Source organism: Streptomyces sp. NPDC005728 (assembly GCF_040630895.1).
Taxonomy (GTDB): domain Bacteria; phylum Actinomycetota; class Actinomycetes; order Streptomycetales; family Streptomycetaceae; genus Streptomyces.
Genome location: NZ_JBEXYL010000027.1, coordinates 16,532 through 32,510, shown reverse-complemented (window position 1 = coordinate 32,510; position 15,979 = coordinate 16,532). Strand labels below are relative to the sequence as shown.

Sequence of the window (15,979 nt, the reverse complement as noted above, 5' to 3'; positions counted from 1 at the left end):
CGGCCGGGTCACCCCGACCCGGCCGGCTCCGTCGTGATCAGCGCAGCGTCTCGGCCCAGTTGGCCGGTACCCGCCCCGCCGGGCCCGGTGTCGGCTGGTCGGCGGGATGGCTGACCGGGGGCGCGAGTTCGGGCCCGGATTCGTACAGCTCGTTCGCGTCGTAGTTCCAGAACCAGACCTCACCCGGCTCGAAGCTGCACATCACCGGATGACCCGTGTCCCGGTAGTGCGCGGTCGCGTGCTTGGCGGGGGAGTCGTCGCAGCAGCCGATGTGCCCGCAGGCCGCACACCGGCGCAGGTGGAACCACCAGCCGCCGGCCTCGTCGCACTCCACGCACCCGGTACCGCTCGGCACAACGCTCGGGTCGATCGCGGTCTCGCCGCTCATGCTGCCTCCTCAGGCGTCGTCAGGGCGGATGCCTCGTCCGGTGTCTCTGCGGTCAGCGGCAGCAATACCTGGAAACGGGTGTCGCCGGGCACCGACTCGACCTGCAGGGTGCCGTGGTGCTTGTTCACGACGATCCGCCAGGAGATGTCCAGACCGAGACCGGTGCCCTCGCCGACCGGCTTGGTGGTGAAGAACGGATCGAAGATACGGCTCCTGATCTCCGGCGGGATCCCGGGTCCGGTGTCCCGGAACTCCACCAGCAACCGCTCGTGGTCCAGCGCGGTCCGCACGGTCAGCGTGCCTTCCCCGCTCGCGCTGTTGATCGCGGACACCGCGTTGTCGATGAGGTTGGTCCACACCTGGTTCAGCTCCGCCGGGTAGCCGGGGATCTGGGGCAGCGTGCGGTCGTACTCCTTGACGACCTTGATGCGCGGGCCGGTCTTGGCGGAGAGCATCAGCAGCGTGCTGTCGAGGAGTTCGTGCACGTCCACCACCCGGTAGGGAGCCCGGTCCAGCTGCGAGTACTGCTTGGCCGCGTCGACGAGGTGCGAGATACGGGTGGTGGAGTCCTCGATCTCGTTCATCAACAGCTCGGTCTCGATCGTGTAGTTGAGCCAGCCGACCGCCCCCGGCAGGATCTCCTCGCCCACGGCCGCCGCGACCTGCTCCAGCCAGTCGGTGTCGAGCCCGGCCTGCACGAATGTGGGCGCCAGCTGCCAGCCGTAGTCGATGCCGTGGTCCTCCAGCCAGTCCGTCAGCGTGTCCTCCCGGTCGGAGGCCTCCAGCGGGCTGAGCACCGGCGCCTTGGCGACCCGCTCGGCGGTGCGCTCCTGGATCTCGATCAGGCTCGCCAACTGCTCCCGGGAGAACGGGCCCTCCGCGATCACGGCGAGCTTGTGGCGCATCTTCGCGATCCGCTCCCGCAGGGTCGAGGTGGCCCGCACGGCGGCCGCCGCCGGGTTGTTCAGCTCATGCGTGAGTCCGGCGGACAGCGAGCCGAGCGCCAACAGCCGCTCCCGCTGCCCGACGGCGGCCTGGGTGCTCTTCGCGCCGAAGAAGAGGCCCTCCAGCAGGTGCACGGCCATCGGGAACCACTCGCGCATGACGGCCGCGAACGTGTCCGCCGGCAGCACGAAGAACCGCGTCGGCTCCGTCACCCGCATCGAGTTGTTGTACACCTGCTGCAGCCGGTCCCCGAGGTACGACTGCATGGCGCCCGCGTACGCCCCGCGCTGCGAGGTCCGGATGACCTCCACGTCGTCGCCGCCGACCCGCCGCGAGAGCACGACCGTCCCCTCGATCATCGAGTAGAAGCAGGTGGCGGGGTCACCCTCGGCGTACACCGGGCCGGGCTCGAACAGCTCGACCCGCCCCTCGCTGCACAGCCGCCCCAGCTGCTCGGGCGTCAGCTTCTCGAAGAGGAACAGGGAGCTGATCTCCCTGGGACTGCACGGCATCAACTGCCCGCTCATGACTGCTCCAGATATCGGTGGACGAGCATGACGGCCATGGCTCCCTCTCCGACGGCGGACGCGACACGCTTGGCGGACTCGGCGCGCGCGTCGCCCGCCACGAACACGCCGGGAATGCTGGTCTCCAGGTGGTACGGCGGCCGGTCCAGCTCCCAGCCCGCAGGAGGCCGCCCGTCGGGGGTCAGATCGGGTCCGGCCAGGATGAAACCGCGCTCGTCGCGCAGCACCGTCCGGCCCAGCCAGTCGGTCAGCGGAGCCGCGCCGATGAACACGAACATCCACTGGGCGTCGACCTGTTCGCTCTCGCCGGTCGCCACATGACGCAGCGTCAGCTGCTCCAGGCGCTCGGTGCCGTGCGCGGCGTCGACCACCGTGCGGCTGCGCACCGAGATGTTCGCGGCGTCGTTGATCTGCTGGATCAGGTAGTACGACATCGACGCCGACAGGTCGGCGCCGCGCACCAGCAGCGTCACCGACTTGGCGAACCTGGACAGGTACATCGCCGCCTGGCCCGCCGAGTTGGCACCGCCGACGATGTACACGTCGTGTCCCTGGCAGGAGGTCGCCTCGGTCAGCGCCGAACCGTAGAACACCCCGCAACCGGTCAGGTCGGTGCAGCCCTGGGCCTCCAGCTGCCGGTACTGCACGCCCGTCGCCAGGATGATGCTGTGCGCCCCGATCGCCGAGCCGTCCGCGAACCGTACGATGCGCGCCGCGCCGTTGATCTCCAGCCCCGTCACCTCGCGTGCGGTCAGGATCTCCGCACCGAACTTGGCGGCCTGCCGCCGCGCCCGGTCGGTGAGCTGGGCACCGGAGACGCCGTCCGGGAAGCCGAGGTAGTTCTCGATCCGGGAGCTCTGCCCGGCCTGCCCACCGGTCGCCGACCGCTCCACCAGCACGGTCCTGAGCCCCTCCGAGGCTCCGTACACGGCCGCGCCGAGCCCCGCCGGACCGCCGCCGATCACGATGAGGTCGTAGAAGTCGGCCGTCGGCATGGTCGCCAGACCCACCCGTGCGGCCAGCTCGGGTGCCTCGGGCTCGACCAGGGCCGTGCCGTCCGGGGTGATCACCAGCGGCAGCCGCTGCCCGTCCTGCCCGGCCGCGGCCAGCAGCCGCTGTCCCTCCGGCTCCTCCACCGAGTACCAGCGGTAGGGCACCTGGTTGCGGGCCAGGAACTCCCGCACGTCGGACGACCGCGACGACCACCGGTGGCCCACCACCTTGGTGGTTGCCACGCACTTGTAGGCACTGCCGCGCCATGCCTCCAGGAGGTCGTCCAGCACCGGATAGAGCTTCTCCTCCGGCGGGTCCCACGGCTTGAGCAGATAGTGATCGAGATCGACGACGTTGATCGCGTCGATGGCCGCGCTGGTGTCCGCGTACGCCGTGAGCAGCACGCGCCGCGCCCCCGGATACACGTCCAGGGCCTGTTCCAGGAACTCGATGCCGTTCATCTGCGGCATCCGGTAGTCGGCGAGGATCACCGCCACCAGGTCACCGCGCAGTTTCAGCTCCCGCAGCGCCTCCAGCGCGGACTCCCCGGACTCGGCGCGCACGATCCGGTACGACTCGCCGTAGCGCCGCCTGAGGTCACGGGCCACGGCACGGGAGACCCCCGGATCGTCGTCCACCGTCAGGATGACGGTCCGCGCTGCGTCGGCGGCCTGTGCCATGCCTCTCCCACCCCGAGCGATCGAATCCACGGGACGGTGGACCATCTGGAGTGCAGTCCACCGCACCGGTTCCCGCCCATCGTATGTTCGATCGTCCGGCTTCGCCCCGGGATACGTCCCGTTCCAGAGCTGTGACCGCCGCGTGGTGAAGACTGGCCCCGCGGACGCGGACGACGAGGAGGCCCACACATGGCACGCCCGATCACGGCAGGGGTGGACGGTACCCAGGCGAGCCTGGCCGCGCTGGACTGGGCGGGTCGGGAGGCCGTACGCCGGGGACTGCCGCTGCGTGTGGTGCACGTGTGGCGCTTCCACGAGGCCCTGGAGTCGGCCGACCGGGACACGCAGCACGGCTGGGTGTCGGCCGGGGCGGCGGAGGCCGTGCGTGCCGTCTCCGCCCGGCACCCGGAGCTTCGGGTGAGCGTGGACGTGGTCGAGGCCGGGGCCGTCGAGGCGCTGGTCACCGCGGCTGCGGAGGCCGAGATGCTGGTGCTCGGCTCGCGCGGGCACGGCGCCGTGGTCGGGTTCCTGGTGGGTTCCGTCGGCCAGCAGGTGATCGCGGAGACGACCCGGCCCGTGGTGCTGGTGCGGGCCGGGGACCGGCCGGCAGCGGAAGCGGCGGGCCGGGACGTCGTCGTCGGCCAGCAGGGCGGTCCGCAGGACAGCGCGGCCGCCCTGCGGTTCGCGTTCGAGACGGCGGCCGCCCGCGGCGCCGCCGTCCGGGCCGTGCGGGCCTGGACGCTGCCGCCGGTCTTCGCCTACAGCCCGGGCTCGCTGAAGCTCCTGGACGACGCCGGCGGGCTGGAGCCGTTCGAGAAGAAGGCCCTCGCCGAGGCGCTGCAGCCGTGGCGGGAACGCTTCCCGCAGGTGCCCGTGGCCGAGCACGTGGAGCTGGGCAGCGCGGGGCAGGTGCTGCTCGAGACGGCCGTGCGGGCGCAGCTGATGGTCGTCGGGCGGCGCGCCCACCGCACAGCCGTGGGCGCCCGCATCGGGTCGGTCGCGCACGGCGTACTGCACCACGCCGAGTGCCCGGTGGCGGTCGTCCCGCACGAGTGACTACTCGGGCGCGGTCGGCTCCAGGGTCGCGCGGGCCCTGGGCAGGACGTTGCTGAGGTAGTCCTCGACCGCGGTGCCCAGACCTATGTCGTGCTGGGCCCGCTCGGACAGGTACCAGCGGTGTTCGAGCAGTTCGTGGTAGATCTCGGCCGGATCCATGGTGCCGCGCAGCTCCAGCGGGACCGCGCGGACGGTGGGCCGGAACACGTCCCGCACCCAGCGGTGGGCGAGCACCTCGGGGCGGGCGGCGAGGGGGTCGCCGGGCGCGTAGTCGTCCTGGGTGGCCATCCAGCTCTCCAGGTCGTTGAGCAGCCGGCGGGCCTGGTTCTCCTCGGTGTCCAGGCCGGTCAGCCGCAGCAGCTGGCGCTGGTGGTGCCCGGCGTCGACGACCTTGGGCACGAAGGTGACCGTGTCGCCGCCCGCGGAGTGTTCGATCTGCATCTCGGCCACGTCGAAGCCGAGGTCGTTGAGCCGGCGTATCCGGCGTTCTATGTAGTGGTACTTGCCCGCCGGATACACCGAGGTGCGGGTCAGCTCCTGCCACAGGCCGTCGTAGCGGGTGCAGATCTCGTGGCCGAACGCCACGGGGTCGACGGCCGGGTGGAGCGCGCCGGACGCCTCCAGGTCCAGCAGTTCGCCGCTGATGTTCACACGGGCCAGGTCGAGGTCGTACTCCCGCTGCCCGGGGCTGAGCCGCGGATGCAGCTCGCCGGTCTCGGCGTCGACCAGGTACGCGGCGTAGGCGCCCGCGTCCCGCCGGAACAGCGTGTTGGACAGCGAGCAGTCGCCCCAGGCGAACCCGGCCAGGTGCAGCCGCACCAGCAGCACCGCGAGGGCGTCCATCAGCCGGTGCATGGTCGCCGGGCGCATGGTCGTCTCGAACATCGAGCGGTACGGCATCGAGCCGCGCAGATGCCGGGTGACCAGCACCGGCTCCAGCGGGGCACCGGTGGTGTCGGTGCGGCCGGTGAGCACCGCGAGGGGATCGACGGCGGGGATGCCCAGCCGGTCCAGGTCGCGCAGCAGCTGGTACTCGCGCAGCGCAGGCCGTTCGGCCAGCTCCTTGACGGCGATCACCTCGTCGCCGGCCTGCGCGTAGCGCACGACGTGCCGGGAGATGCCCCGGGGGAGCGGCACCAGGTACTCCTCGGGCCACTCCTCCAGGGGTACGTCCCAGGGCAGTTCGAGCAGGAGCGCGGGGTGCTCCGGGTTCGTGGCGCTGATCTGCAAGGCCATGGGGCGAACCCTAAGGCCAGGGCGGGCGTTGCCGGTATCCCGTCCACGAGCGCATCCGGAACGGGCCGTTCACTGCACGCCCTGCGGCCGGAACTGGATGCTGATGCGCGGTCCCGTCGCGCGAGCGGTCTTGGGGACGCAGTGCTCCCAGGTGCGCTGGCAGGAGCCGCCCATGACGATGAGGTCGCCGTGCCCGAGCGGTCGCCGGACCGTCGTGCCGCCGCCTCCCGCCGGCCGCAGCAACAGGTCCCGGGGCGCGCCGACGGAGAGGATCGCGACCATCGTGTCCTCGCGGGCGCCCCGCCCGATCCGGTCGCCGTGCCAGGCGACGCTGTCCCGGCCGTCGCGGTAGAAGCACAGGCCGGCGGTGGTGAACGGCTCGCCCAGCTCCTCGGCGTAGTGCGCGGACAGGGTCGCTCTGGCCTCGTCCAGCACGGGGTGCGGCAGCGGGTCGTGCGCCGCGTAGAAGGCGAGCAGGCGCGGTACGGCCACCACGTTGTCGTACATCTTGCGGCGCTCGGCCCGCCACGGGATCTCGGCCGCCAGCCGTTCGAACAGGGTGTCGGCGCCGCTCAGCCAGCCCGGCAGCACGTCGATCCAGGCGCCGCGGCCCAGTCCGGTCCGGCGCAGTCCGTGGAGGGAACCGAGGCGCAGCTCGTCGGTCTGGTCGAACAGGGAGCCCTGGAGGTGCGTGGACATGGAGCCAGCGTACCCCTTAATCGAATATGTGTTCCCTTTTTGTGTGTGGGAGAGGCTGAGGAGAGGCGGCCCTTTCGATACAGCGGTGTATCGGATACATTCCCGTATCGAACGGAGGTCTGACGATGGCGGAGGAGACGGCCCGGCGCGTCACCCGGCGGCGGGCCCGGACGCGGGCCAACCTGCTCGACGCCGCCTTCGCGGTGTTCGCCGCCAAGGGCTTCGGCCGCGTGTCCATCGAGGAGGTCTGCGAGGCCGCCGGCTACAGCCGCGGCGCCTTCTACTCCAACTTCGCCACCCTGGACGAGCTGTTCTTCGCCCTGTACCAGGAGCGCGCCGACCTCATCGCCTCCCAGGTGGCCGACGCCCTCGCCCAGGACGGGCCGGACCTCGACGTGCCCGCCTCCGTGGACCGGGTCACCGAGGTCCTGCTGCTCGACGTGGACTGGCTGCTGGTGAAGACCGACTTCCTGGTGCACGCGGCCCGCGAGCCGGCCGTCGCACAGGCCCTTCTCGACCACCGCACCCGGCTCCGGGAGGCCATCGCCGACCGGCTCTTCCGGGTCCGGGGCCACACCGAACTGCCCCTCGTGCTCGGCGACGTCGACGGCGCCGCCCGCGCGGTGGTCGCGGCCTACGACGGCGTCACCACCCAGCTGCTGCTGGACCGGGACGTCGACGCCGCCCGCACCTGGCTCAAGCAACTGCTCACCGCCCTGCTGACCGACGGCAGCGGCACCCCCGTAGAGACGTAGAGGGAAGGAAAGGGACGCCATGGACGCGGACGTCATCGTCGTCGGAGCGGGCCTCGCCGGCCTGGTCGCGGCGCACGAACTCACCAGCCGGGGCCGGCGGGTCGCCCTGGTCGACCAGGAGAACGCGGCCAACCTCGGCGGCCAGGCGTTCTGGTCCTTCGGCGGGCTCTTCCTCGTCGACTCGCCCGAGCAGCGGCGCCTCGGCATCAAGGACTCCTTCGACCTCGCCTGGAACGACTGGCGGGGCAGTGCGCAGTTCGACCGCCTGGAGGACGAGGACTCCTGGGCGGTGCGCTGGGCCCGCGCCTACGTCGAGTTCGCGGCCGGCGAGAAGCGGTCCTGGCTGGAGGGCCACGGCATCACGCTGCTGCCGACCGTCGGCTGGGCCGAGCGCGGCGACCTGCGCGCCGACGGGCACGGCAACTCCGTACCCCGCTTCCACATCGCCTGGGGCACCGGCACCGGCGTGGTCGAGCCCTTCGTCGGGTACGCCCGGCAGGCCGCCCGGGACGGACTGCTCACTTTCTACCACCGTCACCGGGTGGACGAGCTGGTCATCCAGGAGGGCGCGGCGCGCGGGGTGCGCGGCACCGTCCTCGCCGACGACGACTCGCCGCGCGGCGTGGCCTCCAGCCGTGAGCGCGTCGGCGACTTCGCACTCACCGCCCAGGCCGTGATCGTCACCTCAGGCGGCATCGGCGCCGACCACGACATCGTCCGCCGCTACTGGCCCGAGCGGCTGGGCACGCCCCCCGCCGAGATGGTCACCGGCGTCCCCGCCTACGTCGACGGCCGCATGCTCGACATCAGCGCCGAGGCGGGCGTGCGCCTGGTCAACCGCGATCGGATGTGGCACTACACCGAGGGCCTGCAGAACTGGAACCCCGTCTGGCCGGGCCACGGCATCCGCATCCTGCCCGGCCCGTCCTCCGTCTGGCTCGACGCCCTCGGCCGCCGGCTGCCCGACCCCTGCCTGCCCGGCTACGACACCCTGAACACCCTCAAGTACCTGCGCACGACCGAGGACATCGCCGGGTACGACCACTCGTGGTTCGTCCTCACCCGGAAGATCATCGAGAAGGAGTTCGCGCTCTCCGGCTCCGAGCAGAACCCCGACATCACCGCCAAGGACCGCAAGGCCGTCCTGCGCGACCGGCTGCTCGGCAAGGGCGCCCCCGCCCCCGTCCGGGCCTTCCTCGACAAGGGCGCGGACTTCGTCACCGCGAACACCCTGGAGCAGCTGGTCGAGAAGATGAACGGCCTCACCGACAAGCCCCTGCTGGACGCGGCCGAGGTGCGCCGCCAGATCGAGGCCCGTGATCTCCAGATCGCCAACTCGTACAGCAAGGACTCCCAGGTCCAGGGCATCCGCAACGCCCGCCGCTACATCGGCGACCGCCTCGGCCGGGTCGCCGCGCCGCACCGCATCCTGGACCCGGCCGCGGGCCCGCTGATCGGTGTCCGGATGCACGTCCTGACCCGCAAGACCCTCGGCGGCATCCAGACCGACCTCGACTCCCGCGCGCTCGGCGCCGACGGCAAGCCCCTCGACGGGCTGTACGCCGCGGGCGAGGTGGCCGGCTTCGGCGGCGGCGGCGTCCACGGCTACAACGCCCTGGAGGGCACCTTCCTCGGCGGCTGCCTGTTCTCGGGCCGCGCCGCGGGCCGGGCGGCGGCGCGGCAGACGGCCTGAATCGGCGGGGTGAAGGGCAGAGGCCGATCCGGCACGAGCTGCACCGGCGCGAGCGGCGGTGCGGCGGAAGCCCCGGCCTCAGTCCTTCAACAGCTCCGCCAGCACCGCCGCATGGCTCTCCTCGGGCGTCTTGGACGCCGTGAGCAGGGTCACCGGGCCGCCGCGCGCCGACTCCCTGAGGCCGTCGAGCAGTTCGGCGGCCTCGGGAGCGGCCAGTTCCGCCTCGTAGCGGCGGCGGAACTCCGCGTAGCCGCCCTCGCCCGCGTGGTACCAGCGACGCAGCTCCGTCGACGGCGTGAGTGCCTTGGGCCACTCGTCGACCTGCGCCACGTCCTTGGCGACGCCGCGCGGCCACAACCGGTCCACCAGCACGCGCAGGCCGTCGCCGGGCTCCGGCGATGCGTAGATCCGGCGTACTCGGACGCTCACGGTCGGTCCCCTTCGGCGCGCGGACGGTTGCGTGAGCCTACTGCGGCAGCCCCGCGCCACGGGGCGGCGACGCGGCGTGACTTGACCTGATCGAGGGGGAAACCGTGGTCCGTGCGGGCCTACGCTGTGGGCGAATCGATCATCGCCACCCCCCTGAAGGAGCGCCCGTGACGGCACCCCACAGACAGGCCCCGGGACGACGTACCGCAGTCCTCCGCCGCGAGGCGGTCCTCGCCACCGTCCCCGTGGCCGTGGCGGCACTGCTCGGGGCCGCCGGACCCGCGGCGGCCGGCACCCACGGCGCGGCCGGCGCCGGCGACCCGTACTTCCCGCTCAGCGGCAACGGCGGCTACCACGTCGAGCACTACGACCTGACGCTCCGTTACGACACCGGCTCCCGGCACCTCGACGGCAAGGCGGTCCTCACCGCCCGCGCCACCCAGAAGCTCACCCGCTTCGACCTCGACCTCAAGGGCCTGAAGGTCACCGGCGTCACCGTCGACCGCAGCGCCGCCGGCTTCCGGCACAGCGGCCAGGAACTCGTCGTCACCCCGCGCCACGCCCTGCACAAGGGCCAGGAGTTCCGCGTCACCGTCACCTACAACGGCACCCCCAAGCCCGTCACCGACCCGGACGGCTCCCAGGACGGCTGGATCCCCACCGACGACGGCGCCTTCGTCGCGAGCGAGCCGCAGGGCGCGATGTCCTGGTTCCCGGCGAACAGCCACCCCAAGGACAAGTCGACGTACGACTTCACGATCACGGTCCCCAAGGGGCGTACCGCCGTCGCCAACGGCGTCCTGCGCGGGCAGCACACCGCGAACGGCCGTACCACCTTCCGCTGGCACCAGGCCGAGCCCATGGCCGCCTACCTGGCCACCGCCACCGTCGGCAAGTTCAAGGTCGAGCACTACACCACCCGCGACGGCATCGAGGTCTACAACGCCGTCGACGCCCGTGAGGCCCGCGCGGCCGCGCCCGTGCTGAAGAAGCTGCCCTCCGTCCTGGAATGGGAGAGCAAGCTGTTCGGGCCGTACCCGTTCCGCGCCGCCGGCTCGATCGTCGACCACGCCCCGGACGTCGGCTTCGCGCTGGAGACCGAGAGCCGGCCCGTCTACGACTCGGCGCCCGGCGTGAGCACCCTCGTCCACGAGAACGCCCACCAGTGGTTCGGGGACTCCGTCTCGGTCACCGCCTGGAAGGACATCTGGCTCAACGAGGGCTTCGCGACCTACGCCGAGTGGCTCTACAGCGAGCAGCACGGCGGCGACAGCGCCCAGAAGACCTTCGACGCCCTCTATGGCCGCCCGGCGAGCGACGAGCTGTGGTCCTTCCCGCCCGGCGATCCGGGCAGCGGCAAGAACATCTTCGGCACGCCCGTCTACGCCCGTGGCGCGATGGCCCTGCACGAGCTGCGCAAGGCCGTCGGCGACCGGGACTTCTTCCGGATCCTGCGCTGCTGGGCGGCCGAGCACCGGGCCGGGCACGGTACGACGGCCCAGTTCGTGAGGGTCGCCGAGCACCTGTCCGGAAAGGACTTGGACGGGCTCCTCCACACCTGGATCTACACGCAGGGCAAGCCGAACAAGTCCTAGAACCTGACGAGTTCCACACATGGATCGGCCATGGTCGATCCATGATCCAGCGCAGAACCGCCGTCGCTCTCCTCGCCTCCCCGCTGCTGCTCACCGGCTGCGGCGGCGGAGCCGAGGCGACCGAGCGCCGCATCCCGGCCACCCGCCCGGCGCCGACGGCCACCCCCACACCCGGAACCACACCCGGGACCGCCGTGGAAGCGGCACCCCAGCGGATACCCGGCCTCGGTCCCAAGATCCACGCCGCGATACCGGACCGCTCCCGGCAGGCCGTCGTCGTCACCGGACGTGGCAGGAACTCCCCGCTGTCCACGGTCGTGCTGTACGAGCGCACCGACACCGGCTGGCAGGCGGGCGCCGCCTGGCCCGCCCACAACGCCCTGCACGGCTGGAGCGACCACCACACGGTCGGCGACCTGCGGTCCCCGCTCGGCGTCTTCACCCTGAGCGACGCGGGCGGCCTGCTGCCCGACCCGGGCAGCAGACTGCCGTACCACCACTCCCGGGGGTTCGTCTCGCCCGGCACCGGCTTCGAGGGCGAACCCCTCGCCGGGTCCTTCGACTACGTCGCCGCCATCGACTACAACCGCAAGCCGGGCACCTCTCCCCTGGACTGGACCCGCCCCCTCGGCCCGAAGCGGGGCGGCGGGGTCTGGCTGCACGTCGACCACGGCGGCCCCACCCACGCCTGCGTCAGCGTCGCCAAGGCGCACATGAAGGAACTCCTGCGCACCCTCGACCCGCACCGGCATCCGGTCGTCGTCATGGGGTACGCCGACTGGCTCGCCGACCCGGCCGCCTAGGATCCGAACTCGTGTGCGCACATGTACTGGTCGCCGAGGACGACGAGAAGCAGGCCGAACTCATCCGCCGCTCCCTGCTGGCCGAGGGGCACACCGCCACGGTGGTGCACGACGGCGCGGCCGCGCTCGACGCGGCCCGCCGCCTGAGACCCGACCTCGTCGTGCTCGACCTGATGCTCCCGGTGATCGACGGCTTCGGGGTGTGCCGGGTGCTGCGCACCGGCGCCGAGGACCCGGACATCCCCGTGGTGATGCTGACCGCGCGCGCCGCCGAGGACGACGTGCTGCTCGGCCTGGAACTGGGCGCCGACGACTACATGACCAAGCCGTACAGCCCCCGCGAACTGATGGCCCGTATCCGTACGGTCCTGCGGCGCAGCGGGCGCGGCGGGAACACCCGGGACGCCGACCCCGTCGTACGGGCCGCCGGGATCAGCGTCGACCCCGTACGCCACGAGGTGCACTGCGACGGCGGGCCGGTGGAGTGCACGCCGGCCGAGTTCCAGATCCTGCTGGCCATGGCGGGGGAGCCGGAGCGGGTGTTCTCCCGGCGGCAGCTGCTCCAGTTCACGCGCGGCCTCGACCGGGCCTCCACCGAGCGGGCCGTCGACGTGCACATCATGAACCTGCGCCGGAAGATCGAGGCCGACCCGCGGCGGCCGGTCCGCCTGGTGACCGTGTTCGGCGTCGGCTACAAACTGAGCGGCGGCCGACCGTGAAGCGCCGGATACCGCTGCGCAAACGGCTGCTCGTCAGGCTCCTGTTCGTCTCGGCCCTCATCGCCGTCTGCTCGGTGGCGGCCACCGCCTGGCTCGCGGTGACGACCACCACCAGCGCCCTGAAGGAGGAGCAGGGCCAGGACCTCGCCGCCGACAACAGCATCCTCGCCCAGCTCAGCGGGTACGCCGCCGAACACCCGGACTGGGCGGGCGTCCAGCGCACCGTGCGTGACCTGGCCGCCAGGACCGGCCGGCGCATCGCGCTCACCACCGCCGAACGCACCTTCGTCGCCGACTCCGCGCCGCGGGGCACCCCGCTGCCGCCCCGTCCCGCCGCCACCGTCGACCCCCTGCACACCGACACCTACACCGAGAGCGGGGCCCAGCTGAGCGGCATCGATCCCCGGGTGGTCGGCCCCTACCGGGTCACGTCCAAGGAGCGGGACCGGCTGGACGCGCTGGCCGCCAAGCGCAGGCAGTGCTACGAGCGCTTCGGCGTCGACGCCACGGTCGTGCGGACCCCGAGCGGACGACCCGTGCTCAGCAGCCCCGAGGGCACCGACACCTCCTACGCCGTGGAGCAGTGCGGGGACGGACAGCTGAACACCCCGGTGCCGACGGAGGAGAGGGCCCTGGCCGGGCTTTCGGAGCTGGCCCGCCCGTGCTTGAAACGGGCCGGACTGGACCTGGGCGGGCCGCTGTTCCTCACCTTCGACCCCGGCGGGAAGGACCCCTTTTCCGGCGGCTATCCGATGTCCAAGTTCGCGCGGCCGGCCAAGGTGGGACAGGCGGCGCAGCAGTGTGTGCTGAGCGCCCGCCGCACCCAGCTGGAGCCCTATGTCGCCCCGGTCGCCGAGCTGTTCCTCGGTATCGGCGACCAGAACCCCTCCCGCTTCGACATGTCCACGGGTAACAAGGCCAAGGTGATCGGCGCGGCCGGCCTGGTCCTCGCCGTCACCGTCGCCGTCACCGCCGTGGTCGCCGTCCGGCTGGTACGGCCCCTGCGCGCGTTGACCGCGGCCGCACAGCAGCCGCCCGAGCTGCATGTGCGGGTCCCGGTCACCACCCGGGACGAGACCGGCATCCTCGCGGAGGCGTTCAACGACCTGACCGAGCGCCGCGAGCGCCTGGAGGCCCAGCGCAAGGCGATGGTCAGCGACATCGCCCATGAACTGCGCAGCCCGCTCACCAACATCCGCGGCTGGCTGGAGGTGGTCCGCGACGGCGTCGTCGACCCCGATCCGGCCCTGCTGGCCTCCCTGCACGAGGAGTCACTGGTGCTCCAGCGGATCATCGACGACCTCCAGGACCTCGCGGCCGCAGACGCGGGCACCCTGCGCCTGCACCGTGAGCCGCTGCACGCCGGTGACCTGCTCGACCAGGTTGCCGCCGCTCACCGGGTGGCCGCCGACGCCGCCGGGGTCGCCCTGCGTGCCGAGGCCGACGACTCCGCCTGGCTGGAGGCGGATCCCGTGCGGATGCGGCAGGCGCTCGGAAACCTGGTCTCCAACGCGCTGCGCCACACCCCCGCCGACGGCACGGTCACGCTGGCCGCCCGCCGGGAGGGCGAGGACGTCGTCCTCACCGTCACCGACACCGGCCCGGGCATCGCCCCCGAGGACCTGCCGCATGTGTTCGACCGGTTCTGGCGCGCCGAGAAGTCCCGCAGCCGCCGCACCGGCGGCAGCGGCCTCGGCCTGCCCATCGTCCGCCACCTGGTCGCCGCCCACGGCGGCACGGCCGAGGCCGCGAGCGAGCCCGGCCGGGGCGCGGTGTTCACCCTGCGGCTGCCGGCGGCCGCGCCGCCGGGCGACGAACCGTGAGGCCTCCGGCACGGGCGCCCGGTCAGCGCAGGCGCGGCCGGTAGCGCGCCCGGCGCCGCAGCGCGCGCCGCTCCAGCTCGGTCGTACCGCCCCAGATGCCGATGCACTGGTCCGTCCCCAGCGCCCAGTCCAGGCACCGCTCCTGGACGGGGCAGCGCCCGCACACCGCCTTCGCCTGCCGGGTCTGCACCTGCGCGGGTCCGGTGGTGCCGATGGGGAAGAACAGGTCGGGGTCTTCGTGACGGCACGCGGCATGGTCGCGCCAGTTGTCCATCGAGGTCTCCTGCGATCGAAGTCGTCCGTGCCCTGTCGCATGCGTTCCTCGGATGCGGGTGACCGGTCGAGGCGGCATGAAACAGCGGAACCGACAGGGGACCGGACGGCGACGGCCGCGGCCGGTCACTGCTCGCGCAGACCCCACGGGGAGTCGTACGCGGTCAACAGGTCGAGGAACGCACGAGCGGGAAAGGCCTCGGGACCGAGGACGCCCGTGCCCGACCAGGCGCCGGTGGCGAGGAGTTCGAGGGCGACGACCGGATTGACCGCCGTCTGCCACACCACCGCCTGACAACCGTACTCCGCCATGGACCACTGGTTGTCGACCACGTGATACAGATACACCTCGCGCGGCGCCCCGTCCTTCGTGCCGCGCACCCAGGTGCCCGCGCACGTCTTGCCGTGCATCCGCTCGCCCAGCGTCGCCGGATCGGGCAGACACGCGGCGACCACGTCCCGCGGGGAGACCACGGCCGGTCCGTCCGCGCCGGGCACGGTCACCGGATCGGTGCGGTCAAGTCCCAGCCGGTGCAGCGTCTTGAGCGTCTCGATGAACTCCCCGCCCAGGCCGTACTTGAAGGTGACGCGCCGCGCGCCGACCCAGCGCGGCACCAGCAGCACCTCCTCGTGCTCGACGTTCACGCACTCCACCGGCCCGATGCCCTCGGGGAAGTCGAACACCTCGGGCTCGCTGAACGGGGGCGTGGTGAACCAGCCGCGCCCGGCCTCGTACACGACCGGCGGGTTCAGGCACTCCTCGATGGTGGTCCAGATGCTGAAGGAAGGGGCGAAGTCGTAGCCGTCGACGGTGAGGTTCGCGCCGTCGCGGATGCCGATCTCCTCGATCGTGTCGAAGAGTTCGTCGGCCGCGTACCGGGCGAACACGTCCGACAGACCGGGCTCCACGCCCATCCCGACCAGGGCGAGCGCGCCCGCCTTCTCCCACTCCTCGGCCAGCGCGAACTGTTCGTCGCCCAGCTTCACCCCGCACTCCTCGTTGGGCCGCTCGGGGTGCGGCCGCGACAGGGACATCGCCATGTCGACATAGCCGGCACCGGCCGCGCGCGCCGCGCGGAACAGGGGCATGACGAACCGCGGGTCGGTGGCGTTGAGCAGGACGTCGCAGCCGTGGCGGGCGAGCAGGCCGGCCACCGCGGCCTCGTCGCCCGCGTCCACGCGCTCGGCACGGAACCGGTCCCCGGCGGCACCGAGGGCCGCGACCGCCGCCTCGGCCCGGGCGGGGTCGTAGTCGGCGACCACCATCAGGTCGAGGAACGGGCGCCGGGCCGCGATCCGGGTGATGGCGGTGCCCACGCCGCCGGCTCCCACGAGCAGTACACGCATGACGAAACTCCCTGCCTG

General features: G+C 72.3%; 15 protein-coding genes. 7 read left to right on the top strand and 8 right to left on the bottom strand.

What is annotated here, in order from left to right:
* Positions 1-37: 37 nt before the first annotated feature.
* Genes ABZ471_RS19880 through ABZ471_RS19870 form a run of 3 tightly spaced genes read right to left on the bottom strand, consistent with a single transcriptional unit; the run spans position 38 to position 3,533 of the window.
* On the bottom strand, positions 38-388 hold the full coding sequence (locus ABZ471_RS19880) for a UBP-type zinc finger domain-containing protein (RefSeq protein ID WP_359068080.1): 351 nt from the start codon (positions 386-388) through the stop codon (positions 38-40).
* Positions 385-1,860, bottom strand: a complete 1,476-nt coding sequence (locus ABZ471_RS19875; RefSeq protein WP_359068079.1) for an ATP-binding protein — start codon at positions 1,858-1,860, stop codon at positions 385-387. Before ABZ471_RS19875 ends, ABZ471_RS19880 begins: the two co-directional genes overlap by 4 nt.
* Entirely contained in the window at positions 1,857-3,533 is a 1,677-nt protein-coding gene (locus ABZ471_RS19870; protein ID WP_359068078.1) for an FAD-dependent oxidoreductase, read from the bottom strand. The genes ABZ471_RS19875 and ABZ471_RS19870 overlap by 4 nt, the downstream gene beginning before the upstream one ends.
* Positions 3,534-3,722: 189 nt before the next feature.
* On the opposite strand from ABZ471_RS19870, the gene ABZ471_RS19865 reads away from it, so the two are divergent.
* Complete coding sequence (locus ABZ471_RS19865; RefSeq protein ID WP_359068077.1) at positions 3,723-4,589, top strand: universal stress protein; 867 nt, start codon at positions 3,723-3,725, stop codon at positions 4,587-4,589.
* Here the strand turns inward: ABZ471_RS19865 and ABZ471_RS19860 are convergent, their stop codons facing one another.
* Positions 4,590-5,825 carry a DUF4032 domain-containing protein gene (locus tag ABZ471_RS19860; protein WP_359068076.1) on the bottom strand — a complete coding sequence of 412 codons (1,236 nt, stop codon included), beginning with the start codon at positions 5,823-5,825 and terminating at the stop codon, positions 4,590-4,592.
* 69 nt (positions 5,826-5,894) lie between these two features.
* The gene (locus tag ABZ471_RS19855) at positions 5,895-6,524 is read right to left on the bottom strand and encodes an alpha-ketoglutarate-dependent dioxygenase AlkB (protein ID WP_359068075.1); all 630 of its coding nucleotides are present in this window, start codon (positions 6,522-6,524) and stop codon (positions 5,895-5,897) included.
* A gap of 125 nt (positions 6,525-6,649) precedes the next feature.
* Between ABZ471_RS19855 and ABZ471_RS19850 the strand changes: the two genes are divergently transcribed.
* Positions 6,650-7,279 (top strand): helix-turn-helix domain-containing protein, encoded by a 630-nt coding sequence (locus tag ABZ471_RS19850; RefSeq protein ID WP_359068074.1) that lies wholly within the window; start codon positions 6,650-6,652, stop codon positions 7,277-7,279.
* A 19-nt stretch (positions 7,280-7,298) separates the two neighbouring features.
* Positions 7,299-8,972: an FAD-binding dehydrogenase gene (locus ABZ471_RS19845; RefSeq protein WP_359068073.1), complete on the top strand. Its 1,674-nt coding sequence runs from the start codon at positions 7,299-7,301 to the stop codon at positions 8,970-8,972.
* Positions 8,973-9,050: 78 nt separating this feature from the next.
* Here ABZ471_RS19845 and ABZ471_RS19840 read toward each other — a convergent pair whose 3' ends face one another.
* The gene (locus ABZ471_RS19840) at positions 9,051-9,401 is read right to left on the bottom strand and encodes a DUF488 family protein (RefSeq protein ID WP_359068072.1); all 351 of its coding nucleotides are present in this window, start codon (positions 9,399-9,401) and stop codon (positions 9,051-9,053) included.
* 167 nt (positions 9,402-9,568) lie between these two features.
* Here ABZ471_RS19840 and ABZ471_RS19835 point away from each other — a divergent pair, with 167 nt between their 5' ends.
* From ABZ471_RS19835 to ABZ471_RS19820, 4 genes are read left to right on the top strand one after another with little or no spacing between them, the layout of a single operon-like run.
* Positions 9,569-10,996, top strand: coding sequence for a M1 family metallopeptidase (locus ABZ471_RS19835; RefSeq protein WP_359068071.1), 1,428 nt, complete (start codon positions 9,569-9,571; stop codon positions 10,994-10,996).
* A gap of 41 nt (positions 10,997-11,037) precedes the next feature.
* A complete protein-coding gene (locus ABZ471_RS19830) occupies positions 11,038-11,799 on the top strand; it encodes a L,D-transpeptidase family protein (protein WP_359068070.1) in 762 nt (253 codons plus the stop codon).
* 11 nt (positions 11,800-11,810) lie between these two features.
* The gene (locus ABZ471_RS19825; RefSeq protein WP_359068069.1) at positions 11,811-12,518 is read left to right on the top strand and encodes a response regulator transcription factor; all 708 of its coding nucleotides are present in this window, start codon (positions 11,811-11,813) and stop codon (positions 12,516-12,518) included.
* Entirely contained in the window at positions 12,515-14,341 is a 1,827-nt protein-coding gene (locus ABZ471_RS19820) for a HAMP domain-containing sensor histidine kinase (protein WP_359068068.1), read from the top strand. The genes ABZ471_RS19825 and ABZ471_RS19820 overlap by 4 nt, the downstream gene beginning before the upstream one ends.
* Positions 14,342-14,363: 22 nt before the next feature.
* On the opposite strand, the gene ABZ471_RS19815 is transcribed toward ABZ471_RS19820, so the two are convergent.
* Entirely contained in the window at positions 14,364-14,615 is a 252-nt protein-coding gene (locus ABZ471_RS19815) for a WhiB family transcriptional regulator (RefSeq protein ID WP_359068067.1), read from the bottom strand.
* Between the two features lie 125 nt (positions 14,616-14,740).
* On the bottom strand, positions 14,741-15,961 hold the full coding sequence (locus ABZ471_RS19810; RefSeq protein ID WP_359068066.1) for a saccharopine dehydrogenase C-terminal domain-containing protein: 1,221 nt from the start codon (positions 15,959-15,961) through the stop codon (positions 14,741-14,743).
* Positions 15,962-15,979: the final 18 nt, after the last annotated feature.

Coding starts and splice junctions, on each gene's coding strand:
- ABZ471_RS19880 (WP_359068080.1), bottom strand. CDS start 388: ATGAGCGGCGAGACCGCGATCGACCCGAGCGTTGTGCCGAGCGGTACC.
- ABZ471_RS19875 (WP_359068079.1), bottom strand. CDS start 1,860: ATGAGCGGGCAGTTGATGCCGTGCAGTCCCAGGGAGATCAGCTCCCTG.
- ABZ471_RS19870 (WP_359068078.1), bottom strand. CDS start 3,533: ATGGCACAGGCCGCCGACGCAGCGCGGACCGTCATCCTGACGGTGGAC.
- ABZ471_RS19865 (WP_359068077.1), top strand. CDS start 3,723: ATGGCACGCCCGATCACGGCAGGGGTGGACGGTACCCAGGCGAGCCTG.
- ABZ471_RS19860 (WP_359068076.1), bottom strand. CDS start 5,825: ATGGCCTTGCAGATCAGCGCCACGAACCCGGAGCACCCCGCGCTCCTG.
- ABZ471_RS19855 (WP_359068075.1), bottom strand. CDS start 6,524: ATGTCCACGCACCTCCAGGGCTCCCTGTTCGACCAGACCGACGAGCTG.
- ABZ471_RS19850 (WP_359068074.1), top strand. CDS start 6,650: ATGGCGGAGGAGACGGCCCGGCGCGTCACCCGGCGGCGGGCCCGGACG.
- ABZ471_RS19845 (WP_359068073.1), top strand. CDS start 7,299: ATGGACGCGGACGTCATCGTCGTCGGAGCGGGCCTCGCCGGCCTGGTC.
- ABZ471_RS19830 (WP_359068070.1), top strand. CDS start 11,038: ATGATCCAGCGCAGAACCGCCGTCGCTCTCCTCGCCTCCCCGCTGCTG.
- ABZ471_RS19815 (WP_359068067.1), bottom strand. CDS start 14,615: ATGGACAACTGGCGCGACCATGCCGCGTGCCGTCACGAAGACCCCGAC.
- ABZ471_RS19810 (WP_359068066.1), bottom strand. CDS start 15,961: ATGCGTGTACTGCTCGTGGGAGCCGGCGGCGTGGGCACCGCCATCACC.